This window comes from Maribacter sp. R77961, assembly GCF_044594925.1.
Classification (GTDB): domain Bacteria; phylum Bacteroidota; class Bacteroidia; order Flavobacteriales; family Flavobacteriaceae; genus Maribacter.
In genome coordinates, this window is sequence record NZ_CP138991.1 from 3,315,139 (window position 1) to 3,334,933 (window position 19,795).

The window sequence follows — 19,795 nt, forward strand, 5'->3', positions numbered from 1 at the left end:
TTTAGAAACCGTGTGAATAGAAAACACACGAACAACAGGTTTTGCCCAATACAGCGGTTGCCGTTGGGCTAATTTTCTAAAGTTTAAAAATCAAATGAGGAAAGTCTGATCTAGGATTTGGACATCCCGTATCAGCGGTGGGGGCGAATAATCCCTAAAGGGAACTACGTTTTCATCAAGCCCTTCAAAGAGGTTTATGTAGGAATAAATAAAAGAGGCAACAAACAGTTGTTGGTCAAATGAAAGTTGGTCAAAGGATATTTTCAGATCGTCTTGACCTTCAACAACAACTTCCACGTCTGAACAGCAATCCATTTCCATCTCCATCACGGCGCATTCGCTAGAGGATTTTGACATTTCGGCCTTCATCATGCAGGTGTTCACGCTATCGAAAATGCTGAAATCTACCAAATGGTCGCCACAGTAGTGCATATCCACCGAAAAGGACATGGTGGAGAACAGCACGATAAGTGCCATCGAAAGGGATGCTATTTTGCGAAATGCTTCTTTCATCTGCTTTGCAAAGGTACAAAATTTCGGAATTTGTTTTTTTGCTTTAATAAAAGTTTGGGTAACGCTATCGAAACACTGACGATAATCTAAAATGTTCAAAATAAATTTGTTTCATAAGACTTGATGTTGATTTAACTGCACCCAAAACGAAAGTTTTTAAGAAAATTACTATTTTAAGTTTCTCGAATCCATGTCTTTTAAAGCCAGTTTTAGTAAATCTTAGAGCCGCCCAAGAGGAGTGATTTGAGGTATCACATTTTGTGATACCTACTGCATTTACTATGCTAAACATCGTACTGATTCCCTCTTTATAGCGCGAAACCCTGTTTTAAGTGTGATTATTAGGAATTTATTTTTCATTTAGTTTCATCTGTTTTCAAGTTTGGAAACACCGAAAATCATTTGCTATATTGGGATCTATGAATGTTATCTGCATCGAAGAAAAAGCTTTTGATAACCTATTGGATAGGATGTTCAAGTATGTCCGATCCCAACTGGAAACCAACACAGTCGATAAATGGATCGACAAAAAAGATGCGAAGCGTTTACTGAGAATAAAATCAGATACCACCCTTCAAAAATTGCGGGATGAAGGCCAGATAAGGTATTCACAACCCGAAAAAAAGCATATCCTTTACGACCGGGATTCCATCAACGCTTATCTTGAGGCGCATGCCATGGAGCCTTTCAATATCAAATAATTTCCCTTACCTCAACTGGAGTTCGAAAATCTTCAGTACATACTTTTTCTCATTATGTTTCTTTGAAGAATAAACCCTCAAAAATGGGGTTTACTTTAACCAAAGTATCATTACATATCCTTTAATTAGGACATCGACTTGTTCTGCCATGTTCCTGCGGAAGTTCAAAAATATTCCACTCCAAGACTTCCCGAACGAACCGCTTCGCCGGTTCGCATTCGGGGCCTTTCCGTTCCAGATTTTCGAACCCCCTCGTCACCGCGTAAAAACCCAAGCGGCGAAAAAGCCGCTTGCCTTTTCCTCCCCCTACCCACAAATATTTTGGATATTTCCCAAAATCCGTAGTTTTTTTGACTCCATATTAGACCAGATAATTTACTCGATTGGTCTTAAATGGTCTCTATTGGTCTTAAATGGTTTTACGACTTAAAATATTGATAATTAGACTATTATAATTCAATTTCATGTATTATATTTATCCACGTAGGTGGATAGCAAGTGATGTTTTGCGCACCGCAAAAACGCCTACTTCTGACGAAGTGAAAAACGATAAAATCGGTTTAATAAATGGCTAGTAACAAAGGTGGTAGAAAACGTCTCGGGGACAAGAAAAGGGAGCATGCCATAACGCTCAGGTTCAACGGTACGGAACTGGAAAAAGTGAAGAGCATCCTTCAATCCTATAATCTCGATTTTGGAAAAAGGGGAACGGTCGGCCCTTTTCTAAGAAAGCTCATTTTGAACGGAAAAACTACAAAGGAAAAACGTATTCCCGATGGCTTCTCGAACCTCAGTTACCAGATCAATAAGATAGGCACCAACATCAATCAACTCGTCAAGGTTGCCAACTACAAGAACATACGTAGCCCGAACGCTAACCTTGAAAGGGAAATCAAAAAAGCTAGTCAACTAATGCTCGAATTGATAGAAACAATCAACACCAAAAACCAAAAATGATAGCAAGGGTACTTTATCGGAAAAGTGTACAGGGCGTGCTGAAGTATGTCTTGGGCAAAGAAGAAAGTACCGTACTCGGTTTTCAGAATACCTATTCCGATACGGATACCAACATGAAGTTTTTCGGTAGGGTGTTGTACCATCTTGGCAATCGGCACGATTCCGAAAAACGGTATGCGCATATTTCACTTAATCTTCCCCGTGGCGAGAACTTGAACGACAGGGAGTTTTTTGAACTCTCCAAAAAGTATATGGAACACATGGGCTATGGCGAACAGCCCTATGTCGTTATCCGTCATCACGATGCCAAACACGAGCATGTGCATATCGTCTCGTCCACCATCAAGGAAGACTGTTTGCAGATCAACCTTTCCAATGATATCAGGAGGAGCATAGCGACCCAGAAATACCTCGAAAAAGAGTTCGATCTTTCCCCATCTCCCGATACAAAGCAGACCAAGGAACTTCCGAAATACGAAATGCCCGAATTCCGGAACCGGGACATTAACGGGGTCAGGTTCTATATACAGGACATCGTAAACAACACCATACAGAAGTACAAGGTGCGAAGTTTTAAGGAACTTGAAGAACGCCTTAAAGACCATCATATTGAGGTAAAGACGGTCGAGCGAAATGGAAGGCTAGGAGTATCCTATGGAGTCGCAGTAAAGGATGGATACAAATCGAGGTTCATCAACGGCTATACCGTGCATCCACAGTTGAGCGGGCCAAAACTGCAAAAGGTCTTCGAGCAGAACCAAAGCTCGAAACTATTGCCGATGGTCAAAAGACGACTGGAAAAACAACTGCAAACCACTTACGAACTATTCAAGACGATAGACCCCGAACATCTGCCCGACATTCTGGAATCCTATCAAAAACTGGATTGCAAGGTCGATTATGATGAGGAAGAAAAAGCAGTTGACTTTACCATTTATGACAAATCTGGCTATGTCCTGAAGGCCAAAGAAATAGCGACCCGTATCGGAATCCGAAAGAACCCCGAAAAGTTCAAGACCGAAAACACCGAGATGGATGCAGAAAGTAAACAGCTGAAACTGGAGCTTCAAAAATGCATCAAGGAAGCCTATGAAGAGACTTATCAAAATTCGGGAAGAAAACTACTTTTCTCCGAACATATCGATAGGCTAAGTGTAAAACCATTGGTCAAGGAAATAACAAGATCGGAACGTTTTCTATTTCTAAAAAAGTACCTGTATATCGATAACAGAAGAATGGGCAATATGCTACAGGAACAGTACGATATTGTAAAGGACAAGCTATCCGTTAAGGAATCTGTCAAGGAAGAACAGCAATTAATAAGGAAGGCCGAACTTATAATACAGGCTAGCGACAAGCGGTTATTCGATACGCCAAACCAACGAAAAATCCTTTTCGAGCTAGTTCGAAGCCTCGGCACCGATTACGGTAGGGGCATGCTCCGATTTTCGAATTCCCATCGACATCAAGTAAAACTAAACTTGGGCCAAATACAGTTGCCCAAGCAAATCGACTTTTACGCTTCCCCAAGCTTTATCAGGGAAAACGAAAAAATATTGGACGGACTTTTGAACGACAGAACAGAAAAAGAGATCAGCCCAAGTCCGACGGCGATATTCCTGCCCTTGATGTTCCCGAACCTTTACGGGGCCATGGCACAGAAATACAGGCAACGGTTCGAATGGTTGAGCTTGAAGTCATATCACAAATATGCAGAACGCATGCAGATATCCTTCGAGAAATCTCCGAAGGATTATGTAGAGTTCTTCAATGCCAAAGGCTTCTACTTTGAGAAAAGGGAGGATAGGCTTTGCATCGGTTCGATATATTCCAAGTATCCGGTAAGCGTTCCGATTTCACCAAAAACACAGGCCTATCTGGAATCATCGACCGACTTGAACAGGGTTTTAGGCGGGCAAACAAAAATCTTGGCAAACATCGAGACATCCGGACGGAATAATCTGAAAAGTCTTTGGGCGGGTCATTTGGTGGAGACAGGGCAATATAAGAAGGCGGCCTATCTCTTCGTATTGGACGGGGTAAGACCGAATCTCCCATTGCAGCAATTGGAAGATCATATGCAGAACGGGTTGAAGGAAGCCTTGGTTACTATCTCCCAAAAGCAAGTGAGCAGAAAACAGGCGCATCTACTTCGAAAAGGTGTATACGCACTTGGCAATATGTTGGGAAGCAATAGTTTTAGAGAAGAAGAAATGTTCAACGGCTTTAAGGATGAATTGACCGATTACTCAAAATATAAAGGCAAGTGGCTTTCGATGTGAATCCCAAAGGGAATTCGTTCAAAGAATTTAGCACCCTAAAGGATGCTTTTTGTGGATAGGGAGAGAAAAGAGATGGTGTGCCGAGCCAAGTTCGGTTTGCGCCCTACGGAGTTTCTTCTTTACGCTTACCTGTCGGGACGCTAAAGAAACTCCGCAGGATCCACGCGCAGGTAAGTTATGGTAAGATTTGGGGTAGGACGAAAAACGGTTCCAAGAAGTATGTTGATGGAATTTTAACCTGATTTACGAAACTTTAATAGACTTATTTTTCCGATAGTTGACCAAAAATTTCATCTTGGTACTCGTCCATTTTGCTTTTTCTCAAATTAGCCAGATATGCTTGGGTAGTGCCAATACGTTTATGTCCGAGCATTTGAGAGATGGCGGTTAATGGTATTCCCATATCATCCGCTCCTGACGCGAAGGTGTGACGAGCCGCATAGCTTGTCACTTTTTCTTCTATTCCCGCTTTTTTTGCTATTTTTTTGAGGTTTTTATTATAGCGTTCCCTTGCCCAAACTATTTTTTCATATTGCTTTATGGGGTTATCGTCTTTGACAATGTCCAATATGTAGTCCGATTTCTTTTTTCCTTCTGTGAAATAATCAAGAAGGGGTTTTAATTCGTCATGGATTTTGATATTGTAGGGTTCATCCGTTTTTTGTCTAGTGTATCGGATACGGCCGTCAATGATATTCGATAATTTCAAATGTGCTAAATCAACAAAGGACATCCCATTGAGTAGAAAGCTCATCATAAAAATATTCCTGTCACGGAAAAGAGTGGTGTCTTCGTCCAGTTCCAATACCGCAATTTTACGAATAGCATCTATCGTCAATGCTCGTTTTTCGGGTTTGCCGCTTCGTATGACGTAGTCATTAAAAGCATATCCCTCTTTGTCGGCTATACCAGCTTTGATAGCTTTGTTGTTAATGGATCGAATGGTGCGCATATAAGCACTTAGACCACCTAACTTGTTGCCCTTCGCCAAATGATATCTTTCAAAGCGATTTAGAAAATCTAAATTCAACTCATCAAATGTAAAATCTTTGTCGTTTCTAAAATTCTTGATTACGTTCAAAGTAAATCGATATATTTTAGCATTCCCGATGCGATTTGATTCAATAAAGCCTTTTATTAGTTGTTCCGTAAATTGATAAAAGGTCGTAGAGTTGTTTTTTTGAGTCAAATGATTACGGAGTTCCGAAATACTCATGTATTTCAATTTTCCTTTGTCTTCCCACTTGGTCAATATGTCGACCATTTGGGCCATTTTTTTCTGAAGCAAATTATTAAGACGGGACGGCGAGTCCGTTCCTTTATAGGTAGTTTTTATTTTTTGCCTCTTTTGATCCCATTCAGAAATAGCCAATTGATGCCCTGTTGCAATGCTTGTAGTTTTTCGATTATGGGTCAAACGAAAAATTAAAGGGAATTTTTTGGTATTTTTACGCCTAGTATCTAAAGAAAGTTTAATGTATGTGGGCATTTCCGTAGATTTCATTTGCACGCAGATTGCACGCAGAAATTGTATTATTATGGTTTTAAATGTATTTAAATATACAAAAATATTCTTGAAAAGCCTATAAATAGGCCATATTAAACCATTTGAATACAAATGTTACCTTGCTGGCAGGCAAGAGGTCACCGGTTCGAATCCGGTATTCTCCACTGATAATCATAGGGCTTCAAGAGTTTTTAACTTTTGAAGCTTTTTTCATTTGCACGCAAAACAGGTTTTTAATTAAGCTTATTATTATTTGATACCAATTAATTTATTTTAATACTTTTTTACGCTTTACAGCATGTTTTTTGAAAAAGTACCGTATTGAACAGGTGCTTTAATTTCAATATTAAATAGTTTAAAAGTAACATCTAATGTAAATGAATTAATACAAATGATTGATTCTATTAGATAAGTCCCTTTTCCTCTAGAGAAGTTCTAAGCTTCGCCTGATTTTTCCAGAATCGGTCTTTTATTTTTTGAACGGTCGTCTTATATTCAGGATGACTTTTCATGAATTTGATTAGCGGGTCTTTTTCCAAAAACAACAAAATCCAATATTGATAATTATCCTGCAATGCGAAAAGTTTGAGCTGCTCCATTCCCAGGTCCACTTTTCCCTCATAGCCATACTTTACGGCCATGCTTGCGCCCTTGTAAATGGATTTGTCACTTTCTAAATATTCACTATATCCTTCAAAAAATTCGTTTGCTTCTTCCTTAAACCCCATCTTTTGATAGACCAATCCAATCTTTATATCCTCGTGGGGATAAATATTCCAATTGAACCTTTTTCTAGCTTCTACGAATTTCTGATAATAGGTAAAAGCACCTTGATAGTCTTCCTCGATATAATATAGTTTCCCTATATCCTGTAAAATATCCAAGCGGGTGCTATCCTTTTCGAACTCTTTTTCTAAGGTTGTTTTGAGCCGTTCCAGATTTTCATCCACAGCATATTGAATGAACGCTTTTAAATGTGGGACATATAAGTTATTAGGGTCGTAATCCAGCGACTTGTTTACGTATTTCATGGCCTCTTCGGTGAAACCACTTTGGGCAAGGGCATTGCTTAAATCCAAATAGATGAAACTCTGGCCCAGTGAATCATTGGCTGCAACATCCAATTGTGCACCTTTTAGAGCATTTGTCAGGTACTTTTCGGTATTGGGTATGTAGGTAGAATACAATCTAGAAAGCAGTTGAACAACATCGGCCGAATTAGGATTGTATTCCAGTGCCTTTTCCAAATGAGGTAGAGCCAATCGATATTCTTCGGTATGCATATAATATAGTGCTTTGGATATAAGGCTGACATCATTCTTTGAATCATAGAGCAGTGCCTTGTCCGCATAATTGTTGATAAGGTCGGTATACCGTTTCTGTTTCTGGAAGATATCGAGATAATAATAAGATTTGGCGAGATTGGCATAGGCGAGTGCGAATTGTTCATCCTGCTGTACGGCTTTTTCAAATAATGGAATGGCCTTTTCCAAGCCTTCATTTGTGCGAGAATAATTTAATGCTTGTAGATAGTAATCATAGGCCACCAGATTCTCGGTAGGCTTTTTTTCAATTTGCTCCAATTCGGCAGGTGTTACGACCGCCTCAATGGCATCGGCAATTTTCTTCGCCACATCGTTTTGCAAGGCAAAGACGTCTAATACTTCCTGATTGTACTGTTCTACCCAAATGGGTGTATCCGATGAAGCTTCAATTAATTGAACGTTGAGCAATACCTGATCTCCGACACGTTGACCACTACCTTCTACCAAATAGTTGACATTTAGTTCTTCGGCTATCTCTGGGATACCCTTATCCGTTTTTCTGTACTTCTCTACCGAAGTTCTGCTAATTACCCGCAAGTCTTCTATTTTTTGCAGGTTGTTCAAAGCGGATTCCATTAACCCGTTCACAAAATAAAGATTAGTAGAATCGGCACTTTCATTTTTAAAGGGCAACACGGCGATGGATTTTTTAACTCCCAGCTTCTGTACAGCGTCAGTTTTATTGAAAATAAAATATGTAAAAATCAACAATACTATGGATGTGCCAGCGATAATAGGCCATCGGTATATCTTCAAATAGTTCGGCTTAATATTTTCGGTTTCTACTTCTACGGAACCTTTGCCAACCTCTCCTGGCGGATGTCCGTAATGTTCCCGAAAACATTTGATGAAGTATGAGATACTTCCAAACCCTACTTGATACGAAATTTCGGAAACCGTTGAAGAACCTTCCTTAAGGAGGGCCATTGCTTGTTTAAGACGGATTTGACGAATAAATTGGCTTGCCGAAAGCTGTGTCTGTTTCTTGATTTTCCGGAGCAGGTTGGACCGGCTCATGTGCATGGTATTAGCCAATTCGGACACCCCAAACTGTTCGTTAGCCAAATTCTCCAGAATTATGGCTTCAACTTGTTCGATAAAGGTTAATCTGTTGGACATGCTATTTTCTACTGGCTCTAAGTTAGATAAATGTAAAGAAATAGCCGCTATGTCAACGGCTACATGTTTTGTGCAAAAGGTATCGTTTGCGTCATAATTTATATCCCTGCATCATAGTTTTTATACCATCCCGAAACTTTACATAGTCCGCTACATAGCTCATACGCAGTGCTTCAAGCTTTGCAGCACCTTTGTATCAACAAAAATCATAACAAAATAAATAGCAATCAAAAAATCACAGTCATGAGAACAATCATCAATCACTCGCAAACGGAATCTAAAAGGTTCACTTGCCTTACCAACTTCAAGGACAACAAGAGAATCAGTTGGACAATACCAAAAGAATGCCATCAGTAAGAATCATACTTCATAGGATTAGAAAAAGGAATAGGTCCTTATAAAAGTATATGCTCTATTAAAACAAAAATTAGAACAATCAATTAAAAATTTAATTATGAAATCAAAGATTCACGAATACCTATTAAAGTTAAATAATAAAGACATGAGTAAAACAATCAAAAATCAAGTTAAGTTAAAAGTGGCGTGTGCTGCCTTTGCTTTAATATCTGCACTAGCATTTGCGCAAAACAATGCTAAGCCCCAAAATAGCTTTAGCCGAGACGGTTTTATGTTCGAATTTGGGCTAGGCGGCGGTATAATCAGTATAGAAGATAGTGCTGGAAATCAAAGTTTTGATGATACCCAAGGCGGCGGCACTTTTCCTGAATTAAAGTTAGGCTATATGTTAAATAACCGCTTAGCCGTTACTGTTTCTGCACCTGGAATGATTTACACGCTTAATGATAACGACAGGCATTTTGGAGGCATTATACCTTCTGTTCAGTACTGGGTAAAAGACCGATGGTGGATACATGGTGGTGCCGGTTTGGCCTTAGATGGCCCTGCGTTATATGATATTGAAGATAACGTAAATGACGATTGGAATACAGGGTTAGCAGCTATGGTAAGCACAGGTTATGAAGTGTACAGAAAAAACAAATTTGCCTTAAACATTCAATCTAAATTACTCCTGGGTGGTGTAAAGCTGAATAATAACATTGACAGAGAGGTGGTGCAATTTAGTTTAGGAATTGGCTTTAGCTGGTTTTAATCATTGGCACCGCCAAAGGGTATAATACCCCAAGGCTTACCTCGAAATTAAAAGTCCGTTTCCTACGAATGCATCGCGGGCTTGCCCCGAGGTAGTTTACTAAAGAAATAATAATAGTAATAATCAAAAAAATATAATCATGAAATCAAAGATTCACGAGTGCCTATTAAAATTAAATAACATAATCATGAATAAACCATTTAGAATTAACACATTAAGAACCTTGGGATATATGTCATTAGGCCTTCTTTTACTTACGACGGCATGTGGTCAAACAAGCAGTAAATCAAAAACCGAAGTAACCACCAGTACCGAAACCAAGTCGGTAATTGATGCGCCAGAAATGGATATACAAGCAGCGATACTATCGGACAATCTTGAAGCCGTTAATCAGCATATTTCGGCAGGGACAGATTTGAACAAGAAAGACCCCATGACCGGGGCCACGCCCCTAATCACAGCATCGAGCTTTGGTAAGCATAAAATTGCGCAAGCCCTTATCGATGCCGGTGCGGATTTAACGACTAAAAATAATGACGGGGCTACTGCTTTGCATACCGCCGCATTCTTTTGTAGGGTCGAAGTCGTACAGTCACTTATTGATGCCAAAGCCGATAAAACCGCTAAAAACAACTTTGGTATGACACCAAGGGAAAGTGTTATGGGGCCATTTGCAGAAATAAAGCCCATTTATGAAATGCTTCAGCAACAATTGGGGCCGATAGGTTTACAAATTGACCTGGTAGAAATCGAGAAAACCCGTCCGATTATAGCTATGATGTTGCAGTAATTAATTTAAAATGGACAATACAATGACAACGGAAAGAAGATACGATATCGATTGGCTACGAGTAATAGCTATAGCTCTTTTATTAATATATCATATTGCTATTATATTTCAACCTTGGGCCATGTTTATAGGCTTTATCAAGAGTGATGAATTCCTAGAAGGTTTATGGAAACCGATGACCATGCTCAATGTCTGGCGAATTCCGTTGTTGTTTTATGTCTCGGGTATGGGGCTTTACTTTGCCATGCGCAAACGAAATTGGAGGCAATTGCTTTTGGAACGCACAAAGCGAATTCTCTTGCCTTTCCTCTTCGGTATTGTTGCAATCACAACCTTACACATGTTTATTTTTCAGCTATACTATAATATGCCTTTAGGTTACTTTCCCCATCAAGGTCACTTATGGTTCTTGGGAAATATTTTCGTTTACGTGCTCTTACTTTTACCGTTTTTTTATTATTTGAAAAAACATGAGAACGGAAGGTTTAAAAAAGGCTTGTCCGCATTTATGGGAAATCCTGTCGGGCCTTTGTTCATTTCCTTGTTTTTTGTAGTAGAAGCCGTAGTGGTAAAACCCCAACTGTTCGCCCTATATGCAGAGACTTGGCATGGCTTTTTTAATGGGCTTCTTGCCTTCTTATTTGGCTATCTTTTTGTGTATAGCGGCAAACATTTCTGGCAAACCGTTTTAAAATGGCGATGGTTATATCTTGGGTTCGCAGCTTTTTTATTCGGTGTCCGATATTTTATGTACGATACCGAAGCACCCGGTTACCTTACGGCTATCGAATCAAATTGCTGGATTTTTGGGGTTTTCGGCCTTGGTTATAAGTATTTGAACAGACCAAGTAAAACCCTTAATTATCTGAGCCAAGCGGCATATCCTGTCTATATAATCCACATGTTTGTATTGTACACAGGTGCACTATTCATATTGCCATTGGAAATTCCTATCTTATTGAAGTTCATAGGTATTACAGCTTTTACAGGTATGGGTTGTTTTATCATTCATGAGTTTGTTCTTAGAAGGATTGGTTTTTTAAGGCCATTATTCGGATTGAAATGGAATTCCAAAAAATCTGAAAAAGTAAAAACTTCGACTTCGAATCTGAATTGTGAATACAAGGAATAAAAATTCTTGGCTTTAGTTAAAACTTGAGTTAAAATTTATTAAAGAACGCACCGAACAAGCGGAAAAACGGCGTTAAAGAGAAGTAAATACATTTAAAATATAATTTAACATGAAAATTCAAATTGCAATATTTTGCTCAATAGTAATGCTTAGTGCTTGTAACACCTCTAAAAAATCTGGTATCACCCAACAACCAACTTTAACTGATTATCAAGTTGGCGAAAAATGGGTATGGAAATATAAAGGTGTAACAACGGAAGGAGAAGTGCGCTCGGATGGAACAGATACTAGAGAAATAGTCAGTATTAATGGAGTTTTAGGCATGACAATCGGAAAGGATACCATTCCAATTACTGACATTGTGAAGCCGGAGGAAAGAGAAACACCCAAGTATGACTGGCCTCTGGAAGTGGGTAAAAAGTGGAAATATGAAAACAATTGGACAAGTCAAGATGGAACAACGGGAAACCAAAGTCAAGATGCTGAGATATTAGCATACCAAGAAGAAACAGTAGAAGCTGGAACATTCATGGCTTACACCATTAAATACACCGGTAAAACGACAAATTCCAGAGGATATAGCGCAAATGAAGAAGAGGTTTGGTTGTATGCCCCTGCTGTAAAAAACTTCATAAAGCTCACTCAGAATCAAGGTGATTTTCTATACGTAGAGGAATTAATTGAATATTCAAAACCTAAGTAGGTCTCTATAAAAAAAGTCAGCCTTAATTCGAGATATGAAAAACAATAAATATGAAAGCAGCAGTCTACAAAAAATATGGTCCGCCAAATGTCCTTGAAGTTACGGAATTGGAAAAACCGAAGCCGAGAGATAATGAGATGCTCGTAAAAATTCATGCGGCAACGGTCACGTCGGGCGATGTGCGGTTGCGGAGTTCAGATTTTCCGCCGTTGTTCTGGCTTCCGGCAAGGCTGCTATTTGGTCTGTTCAAACCAAAGAAGAAAATTTTAGGGCACGAGTTGGCTGGTGTCGTAGAAGCCATCGGAAAAAACGTCATAGAATTTAAGGTGGGAGACGCTGTCTTTGGCACTACCACTATGCTCCAAACCGGTTCTTATGCAGAATATATCTGCCTGCCGCAAAAATGGAAACATGGGGTTGTCGAAAAGAAACCGGAAAACTTGAGTTTTAGGGAAGCTGCCGCTTTACCTGTAGGAGCTATGACTGCCATGTTCCTTCTTGAAAAAGCAAATCTCAAAAATGGGCAAAAGGTGTTGATCTATGGAGCTTCCGGAAGTGTGGGCAGTTATGCGGTTCAACTTGCAAAGCTAAATGGGGCGACAGTCACGGGCGTTTGTAGTGGTTCTAATGTTGAGATGGTAAAATCATTGGGCGCTAAAAACGTAATAGATTATAAAGTTGAGGATTATTCACGGTGTGAAGAAAAATTCGACATAGTTTTTGATGCCGTGGGCAAGACCACCAAAACAAAGGCGAGAAAAGTCTTGAATGCCAAAGGAACTTTCGTTTCCGTAAAAATGTTGACAAAAGAGAAAAGTGAACATCTAGAACAGATAAAGGAACTTGCAGAAAAGGGAAATTTAAAACCATTTATTGACAGAACCTTTGCGCTAAATGACATTGTAAAGGCACATGAATATGTTGATTCAGGACGAAAAAAGGGAAACGTAGTCGTTGATATCATACAATAACAAGAATATTTCGTTCAATATTCGATTAATAAATAGCACCATGAAAATCTTCAGAAAAATACGGTTTGAACTTTTGGGAGAAAATAAGACTAAACATTATCTGCTGTATGCTGCAGGGGAAATTGTTCTGGTTGTTATCGGAATATTAATCGCCTTGCAAATTGACAATTGGAACCAGGTCCGAAAAGATGATAATGCCTTAAAGGAGTATTTAGTAAAAATTAAGTCCCATACAAAAGAAGACTTGAAGAAATTAGAGGAGATAAGCAAAGGAAGAGCACAGATCTCTGGGTATTGCAAACAAGCGCGTAATAGCATTTTAAATAAAACGGAAGATGAAAACCTTGAATTGTTTATGGCAAGTGGTTACGCTTTTGCAGACTATTATTTTAAACCCAATACGGGGGGATATGAAGCATTGAAAAACTCGGAATATTTTGGAAAAATCAACAATACACCTTTGGACTCCCTATTGACTCAGTACCATTATTTATTGGACGCCATTGCTGAAAACGAGAAAAGTTACAATGATTATATGGTGAATCAAGAGTCCTACATTTCTACTCAGATTGATATATCGTTAGTTTTAGCCAAAACCTTTGTGCCACAGGATGTTTTAAATGGAATGGCAACATCGCCAGTTGAGTTTGACGACGCTTTTAGGCAATACACGGGTTCCGCACCCTACCGAAACGTTATTAGCTTGGCCGCCTTTCAATTTGATAGTATGATTTACCAATACAATAAACTAGGCGTGCTTGGACAAAGCGTCATTGAAGAAATAGATGCAATTACCAATAAGTGAATGTTTTCTGTACTAATCTCAAAATGTTGCGCATTGTTCCCGAAAAACATCAAATGAAATCATGACAAAGAAAAAAACAAAACAAATAACCGAATTTTTTCAGAGAAATATTACAGGTAAAAAAGTAGTATCACTTTTCATAATTACCAATGTAGTATATGCATTCATGCTTACTGTTACTATTCCCAAAACAATGGAATTTTCAAATGGAATGAAATTGCTTGATATGCTACCAATGGGATATGACTTCAATTATGTCGACCAACTATGCAACACACTCGGAGAAATTGGACGTAAGACTTATTTAAGCAATCAAATACCTGTGGATATGGTTTATCCACTTTTATTTGGAATAAGTTATTGCTTAGTACTTGCCTATTTTCTGAACAAACTCGACAAACTAAAAACGGTGTTGGCATATCTCTGTCTTTTGCCTTTATTAGCCGGAGCGATGGATTACGCCGAAAATATAGGAATCATTGCTATACTCAACAGCTATCCCGAAATAGACCCTAGTACTGTAACAATAACCAGTAGTTTCAGTCTTCTTAAGAGTACGATCACGACACTCTATTTCGTGATTTTAATACTATCGCTGGTAGCACTAGGAATTAGAACGCTGAGAATAAGTAAAAGTACCAGGTCTAGTTAATGGAATGGGCTGTTAAGAATGATAATCAATTCATTTGGCAAAGGATAGCTATTGAACAACTATTTAGCACCATTGGCAAGAAAAACGAAGAGGTAAAGACAATGAAATTAGCACTGTAAATAGACGTGTAGTCACCCAATAAACTTATTATGAGTAACGAACCAAAAAACCAGAAAAAAGTCCAGAAAACGATACTGTTGTTTTTGGGAATTTTAACCTTGCTAAGTACTATCTGTTATTACGCAATACTCAAGTTGAACCCGACAAGCATCTATGTCGGGGCATTAATGATGAGCCCTGCATTATCCGCCTTTATTACATTGAAGCTGATGAAAAGACCGATTTCAAGTCTTCCATGGGGTCTGAAAAGTTTGAAAAATTTGCGCCTATCCTATTTGATTCCGGTAGCCTATATTATGATTTCCTATGTATTGATTTGGGTTTTCGGTTTCGGAAATGTGCTCAATCAGGAAACTATCACCGAGTGGTCGCAAGAATTAGGCATGGAAGGTTTCAGTAGTACTCTTGTACTATTGACTATGATCGTTCTCTTATCTGTTGTTGGTGTTGTAAAGAATATCGGTTCTACATTGGGTGAGGAAATAGGATGGCGCGGATTCTTCGTCTACGAACTTCGGAAACTATTTTCCTTTGGCACTGTTTCTATAATTAGTGGCCTAATTTGGGCGATATGGCATTGGCCGATTATCTTTTTGATATACAAGGGAAGTGGAAACCTGTTACTACACATTACAGCCTTCACCGTAATGATAGTGGCAATTTCGGTCATTTTGACCTACTATACTTTTAAGTCGAATAGCTTGTGGCCTGCGGCCCTATTTCATTCCGTACACAATATATTCATACAGAAGATTTTCACGCCGTTGACGATAACAAATGACCGCACTACTTTATGGATAGATGAATACGGACTCATGCTACCGATTATTACAACGCTATTTGCCATCTATTTTTGGCGAAAGGCGAAAGTTGAGAACCTATAGGTTTTAAGACAATAAAATGAAAAAACAAACAACCGTGTTATGGCAAAGAAACAATCAAAACGAATACTCAAAATCATATTAATTATGGCAAGCATCAGCTCACTATTCTTTGTACCATGGATTTTGCTAAAATTACTGTTAACACCATTACCTGATACGGTTCAGGAACAGGTCAATGATGCTATTGGATACGGTTTGGACGGCATGATTGTTTATGTAGACCAAGCTGGCAAGCCACCTGAGTTTTATGCCGCTGGCTGGCAGGATCAAAAAAATAAGATTCCTGCCAACCCAAAAGCTTTATTCCGGATTGCCAGCATTAGCAAGTTGTATGTTGCTGTTGCCGTAGCAAAATTAGTTAATGACAATCAGTTGTCTTTAGACAAAACGCTCGCTGATTATATTCCGGAATTGGTGGGACGAATTGAAAATGCGGATAAAATTACCTTGAGAATGATGGTGCAACATCGGAGTGGTATTCCGAACTACACCGACTCTCCGGGTTTTTGGATAAACGATTATTCAAAAAACACCAAAGAATCGCTCGATTTGGTCCTCGATACTCCTGCCGATTTTAAACCGGATAAAAAATACAGGTACTCAAACACCAATTACCTGTTGATTGGCGAAATCTTGGATAAAACATTGGGATATAGTCATCACCAATTTATCAAAAAAGAAATTTTAATGCCCCTCGGGCTCAACCACACCTACAGTTTGCTAAGTGAAGTGAATTTAGACGATGTAATGAGCGGATATGCCGTGGATTACGACCCAGACCTAAAGCCTAATGATTTTGTAAGCCCTGCCGGCTCCATGGTGGCTACAGCGCAAGATGTGGGTATATTCTTGAGGGCGTTGAACGACGGCTCCTTACTTAATGATAAGGAACAAGCTATCTATTCATCAATTTATGTATATGAACATACAGGATTATTACCAGGTTACAGCAGTATTGCCAAGTATCACAAGGATATTGATGCTGTCGTTGTTCAATTTGTAAATACCAGTGGCGGATACTCTTGGAACGTATCAGAAAAAATTAATAATAGAATTGTAAAAATCCTGAAAAAGAGAAAGTAACCAATACCTTAAAATTAAAATCAAATCATTTATGGTCGTAAATACAGAACAAAAACAATTGATTAAAACTGCAAGAATAACTGGAGTGTGGTATTTAATGATGGCTATTTCAGGGATTTTAGGGTTAATGGTCTTTCATTCTCAAATATTTGTTTCTGGTAACCCCGAACAAACGCTAACGAATTTGGTAGAATTAGAATCCACCGCAAGAATTAGGTTGCTCTTAGAGTTTGCTATCGTAATATCTCAAGCACTTACCGCAGTTTGGTTTTTCAAATTGTTTAAAGATAGTTATGAATGGGAAGCTTGGACTTTAGGTATATGGGGAATGGTGAATGCTTTAGCGATTATGATAAGTGCAATTTCAATCGCCTCTGCAATAGGTGTTGCTAATTCTGACATAAGTGTTATGGAAGATAAAGTTGTACTTATTGAGGTTTTTCAACATATAATTTCAAATGCTTGGGGTATTGGTGGTCTTTTCTTTGGGCTTTGGCTGTTTCCCATGGGTTACATAGTCATCAAATCTAAAAGGATGCCTATCTGGTTAGGAAGAGTTATTGTTTTAGGTGGTATTGGTTATCTAATTAGCACCGTAATCCGTTACGCAGGAATTGATTTTAGCTTCAATAGATTTTTTACGCTACCTGCAACCATTGGTGAATTTTGGATAATAGGTTATTTATTAATTTTTGGAATAAGACCTAGTAATGAGTAAAACCAGAACGGCAAACAACAAAGATGTACATAATTAATTACTGTTAGCCTTCCTATTAAAATCTTATCAATAGAAATAAAAAATGAAACTCATAACTAATTGCTTCATAAGCAACTAACAATACATGAATACATTTATTCATCATTACCAATCAAAAAACGAACAGTACATGTTTTTCAAATCAAAAGAAGGAAAAGAAAAAATCTTATCCCTTTACAACCAGAAGTTAAATGAGCTGAATATTGAATACTCAGAAAAATTGATAGAAACAAAGTTTGGGGTCACTAATGTCATCATTACTGGCGACACTAAAAACCCTCCATTAGTACTTATTCACGGCACAGGAGGTTGTGCTCCACAAATTTTGGATTCTTTCCCTAATCTAGTTTCAAAATATTGTGTTTATGCGATAGATGTACTTGCCCAACCAACTAAAAGTGCAGAGAATAGGTTGGACATGACATCTTTAGATTATGGAAAATGGCTGATAGAAGTCGTTATAAAACTAAGGCTGAAAGATGTGACCCTAGTAGGTTTTTCTTTTGGTGGTTTCATTAGTTTAAAAGCACTGGAGTTTAACGAGACACCAATTAGAAGGGTTTTCTTAATTGCTCCAGTCTATATTGTAAATGGCAATCCTCTTGTAGGTGTATTCAAAATGTTCCTGCCATTAAAAAAGTTTATCAAAACAAATAACCAAAAGCACATTACAAAAGTAATGAACGTACTTTTTTCTGAATATGATGATTTTGCTCTAAGCTATATGTCTACTACGTTTCAACACTGCAATATGGATTTCTCACCACTACCAGTAATTTCTAAAAATTCAGGGAAAAACATAAAAACACCCATCACAATTTTCGCCGCTGAAAAAGACATCATGTTTCCGGGCAAAAAGATGATAAAAAGGGCAACAAAAATATTTTCCTCTTTAGAAAAAACTGTTTTAATGGAAGGTTCTAAACATGTACCAAATGAAAAAGATTTTAAAGTAATCGAGGACTCGGTATTACTAAGCGAAGGTGGCATTAATAATTTGTAATGATATTTATTAAAGCAACAAGATAAAAATTACTTTAGAGAAGGAAAGAAAGGAAGGCACTATTCTTGATAATTGGGGTTGGCAACGAGAGAAAAGTTCGGTAAAAAGGAAATTGGATTATTCGTTATGTCATTCAATATTCAGATAATACCGTTCGTATAAAAGATCTTCCAATGATGAGAGAAGTAGAAAAAAATAAAATTCGAACCTCAGTTCCATGTTATTGTAACCAAATCTAACGCATCGATTTTCCCCTTGAGTTGAGGTTTTCCCAAATCCTGAACGACATAGTCATCATTTAAGTCCAACCGGTCAATTAGGGCTTTTGAAACAAGCAGGTCAACACTATATTCATTGCATAGCCCTTGGATTCTAGCCGTGGTATTCAATACATCCCCTGTAAAGAATATCTCCTTTTTCAAAGCTCCGATTTCTCCCGTGGTTACTTCCCCAAAATGTAATGCCGCTTTAAAGTCTGGGAAAACACCGTACTTTTTTAAGTAGTTATTTTTCTTTTTCAATAAGTCAGACTTCATATCGAAAAAGCACCGAACGCAATGGTTCTTGTCGAATCCGGCTTTCAGTTTCCAAGAAATTACGATTTCATCTCCGATATATTGATAGACCTCACCGTGGTTCTTGACAATAGCATTGGACAGGTCAAAGTAGTAGGCTTTTAATAACTCGAAATATTTAATATGGCCCAACTGTTCGGCAATGGTTGTGGAAGATTTCATATCGGCGAACATAAAAATACGGGTCTCGGCTACGGGTTTATGGTACTTTCCGGTGAAGAAATTGAGCAGGACATTCTGTCCAAGATTCTCGCTTATTTCTGCATATAATAAAGATACTAGCAAGTGGAATGAGAGTTGTACCATGGCACTGGCATTTGTTGGGCTAAAAAAGAAGTCCACATACCTTTCCCAAACTCGTCTATCGAATATAGAGATATCGAGTTCCATACTGGCCGCTATTTGAAAGCTAACGAAAATCAATAAAAAGAAGAAGGCAGCGTAGATGAGAAACTTTGAGACAATCTTCACTGCAAAACTTTTCCTCTCGAACAAACGGTTAACAAACACCAATTCTACCAGGCCAACGAGCAAGCCTATCAAAGTAATCAACACTAGTGCAAAAATCACAATATCCGGTTCCAGTCTAATCGCTGTGTCTAGCTTATTGTCTTGGTCGCCGACTGCCACGGCTTCTATCCATAGGAACAGAGCACCAAAGACCAGCCAGATAATTCCGAAGGGAATGATGCGAGCGATATTTCTTTTGGTAATAGCGGATAGTTTCAAATTAAAAGTTTTGCTTTTAGTATTACAATTTAGGAATTCTTTCAAATAGGAGTGTCGTATTATTTTACTACTGCAC

General features: G+C 38.4%; 18 protein-coding genes. 14 read left to right on the top strand and 4 right to left on the bottom strand.

Features of this window, described 5'->3' with window-relative positions; all coding sequences use genetic code 11:
• Window positions 1-90: 90 nt before the first annotated feature.
• The gene (locus SJY09_RS14250) at window positions 91-513 is read right to left on the bottom strand and encodes an HYC_CC_PP family protein (RefSeq protein ID WP_126593735.1); all 423 of its coding nucleotides are present in this window, start codon (window positions 511-513) and stop codon (window positions 91-93) included.
• 419 nt (window positions 514-932) lie between these two features.
• Here SJY09_RS14250 and SJY09_RS14255 point away from each other — a divergent pair, with 419 nt between their 5' ends.
• The 3 genes from SJY09_RS14255 (at window position 933) to SJY09_RS14265 (ending at window position 4,453) form a co-directional block, all read left to right on the top strand.
• Window positions 933-1,214, top strand: a complete 282-nt coding sequence (locus SJY09_RS14255; protein ID WP_126593043.1) for a helix-turn-helix domain-containing protein — start codon at window positions 933-935, stop codon at window positions 1,212-1,214.
• A gap of 567 nt (window positions 1,215-1,781) precedes the next feature.
• A complete protein-coding gene (gene mobC, locus SJY09_RS14260) occupies window positions 1,782-2,171 on the top strand; it encodes a plasmid mobilization relaxosome protein MobC (protein ID WP_126593044.1) in 390 nt (129 codons plus the stop codon).
• Window positions 2,168-4,453, top strand: a complete 2,286-nt coding sequence (locus SJY09_RS14265) for a relaxase/mobilization nuclease domain-containing protein (RefSeq protein WP_396636371.1) — start codon at window positions 2,168-2,170, stop codon at window positions 4,451-4,453. The genes mobC and SJY09_RS14265 overlap by 4 nt, the downstream gene beginning before the upstream one ends.
• 262 nt (window positions 4,454-4,715) lie before the next feature.
• Here the strand turns inward: SJY09_RS14265 and SJY09_RS14270 are convergent, their stop codons facing one another.
• Complete coding sequence (locus SJY09_RS14270; protein WP_126593046.1) at window positions 4,716-5,957, bottom strand: site-specific integrase; 1,242 nt, start codon at window positions 5,955-5,957, stop codon at window positions 4,716-4,718.
• Between the two features lie 407 nt (window positions 5,958-6,364).
• Window positions 6,365-8,404, bottom strand: coding sequence for a helix-turn-helix domain-containing protein (locus SJY09_RS14275; protein WP_396636372.1), 2,040 nt, complete (start codon window positions 8,402-8,404; stop codon window positions 6,365-6,367).
• A 454-nt stretch (window positions 8,405-8,858) separates the two neighbouring features.
• On the opposite strand from SJY09_RS14275, the gene SJY09_RS14280 reads away from it, so the two are divergent.
• The 11 genes from SJY09_RS14280 (at window position 8,859) to SJY09_RS14330 (ending at window position 18,415) form a co-directional block, all read left to right on the top strand.
• Window positions 8,859-9,515, top strand: a complete 657-nt coding sequence (locus SJY09_RS14280) for a hypothetical protein (protein ID WP_396636373.1) — start codon at window positions 8,859-8,861, stop codon at window positions 9,513-9,515.
• A gap of 187 nt (window positions 9,516-9,702) precedes the next feature.
• A complete protein-coding gene (locus SJY09_RS14285; protein WP_396636374.1) occupies window positions 9,703-10,305 on the top strand; it encodes an ankyrin repeat domain-containing protein in 603 nt (200 codons plus the stop codon).
• Between the two features lie 22 nt (window positions 10,306-10,327).
• A complete protein-coding gene (locus SJY09_RS14290; RefSeq protein ID WP_396638639.1) occupies window positions 10,328-11,437 on the top strand; it encodes an acyltransferase family protein in 1,110 nt (369 codons plus the stop codon).
• 145 nt (window positions 11,438-11,582) lie between these two features.
• On the top strand, window positions 11,583-12,140 hold the full coding sequence (locus tag SJY09_RS14295; RefSeq protein WP_396636375.1) for a hypothetical protein: 558 nt from the start codon (window positions 11,583-11,585) through the stop codon (window positions 12,138-12,140).
• A gap of 50 nt (window positions 12,141-12,190) precedes the next feature.
• Window positions 12,191-13,111: an NAD(P)-dependent alcohol dehydrogenase gene (locus tag SJY09_RS14300; protein ID WP_396636376.1), complete on the top strand. Its 921-nt coding sequence runs from the start codon at window positions 12,191-12,193 to the stop codon at window positions 13,109-13,111.
• 40 nt (window positions 13,112-13,151) lie between these two features.
• Window positions 13,152-13,916 carry a DUF6090 family protein gene (locus tag SJY09_RS14305; RefSeq protein WP_396636377.1) on the top strand — a complete coding sequence of 255 codons (765 nt, stop codon included), beginning with the start codon at window positions 13,152-13,154 and terminating at the stop codon, window positions 13,914-13,916.
• A gap of 61 nt (window positions 13,917-13,977) precedes the next feature.
• On the top strand, window positions 13,978-14,568 hold the full coding sequence (locus SJY09_RS14310; RefSeq protein ID WP_396636378.1) for a hypothetical protein: 591 nt from the start codon (window positions 13,978-13,980) through the stop codon (window positions 14,566-14,568).
• A gap of 149 nt (window positions 14,569-14,717) precedes the next feature.
• The gene (locus tag SJY09_RS14315; protein ID WP_396636379.1) at window positions 14,718-15,572 is read left to right on the top strand and encodes a CPBP family intramembrane glutamic endopeptidase; all 855 of its coding nucleotides are present in this window, start codon (window positions 14,718-14,720) and stop codon (window positions 15,570-15,572) included.
• A gap of 39 nt (window positions 15,573-15,611) precedes the next feature.
• Window positions 15,612-16,655 carry a serine hydrolase domain-containing protein gene (locus SJY09_RS14320; protein ID WP_396636380.1) on the top strand — a complete coding sequence of 348 codons (1,044 nt, stop codon included), beginning with the start codon at window positions 15,612-15,614 and terminating at the stop codon, window positions 16,653-16,655.
• A gap of 31 nt (window positions 16,656-16,686) precedes the next feature.
• Window positions 16,687-17,373: a DUF4386 domain-containing protein gene (locus tag SJY09_RS14325; protein ID WP_396636381.1), complete on the top strand. Its 687-nt coding sequence runs from the start codon at window positions 16,687-16,689 to the stop codon at window positions 17,371-17,373.
• A gap of 124 nt (window positions 17,374-17,497) precedes the next feature.
• Entirely contained in the window at window positions 17,498-18,415 is a 918-nt protein-coding gene (locus tag SJY09_RS14330) for an alpha/beta fold hydrolase (protein ID WP_396636382.1), read from the top strand.
• A gap of 209 nt (window positions 18,416-18,624) precedes the next feature.
• On the opposite strand, the gene SJY09_RS14335 is transcribed toward SJY09_RS14330, so the two are convergent.
• A complete protein-coding gene (locus tag SJY09_RS14335) occupies window positions 18,625-19,719 on the bottom strand; it encodes an adenylate/guanylate cyclase domain-containing protein (protein ID WP_396636383.1) in 1,095 nt (364 codons plus the stop codon).
• Window positions 19,720-19,795: the final 76 nt, after the last annotated feature.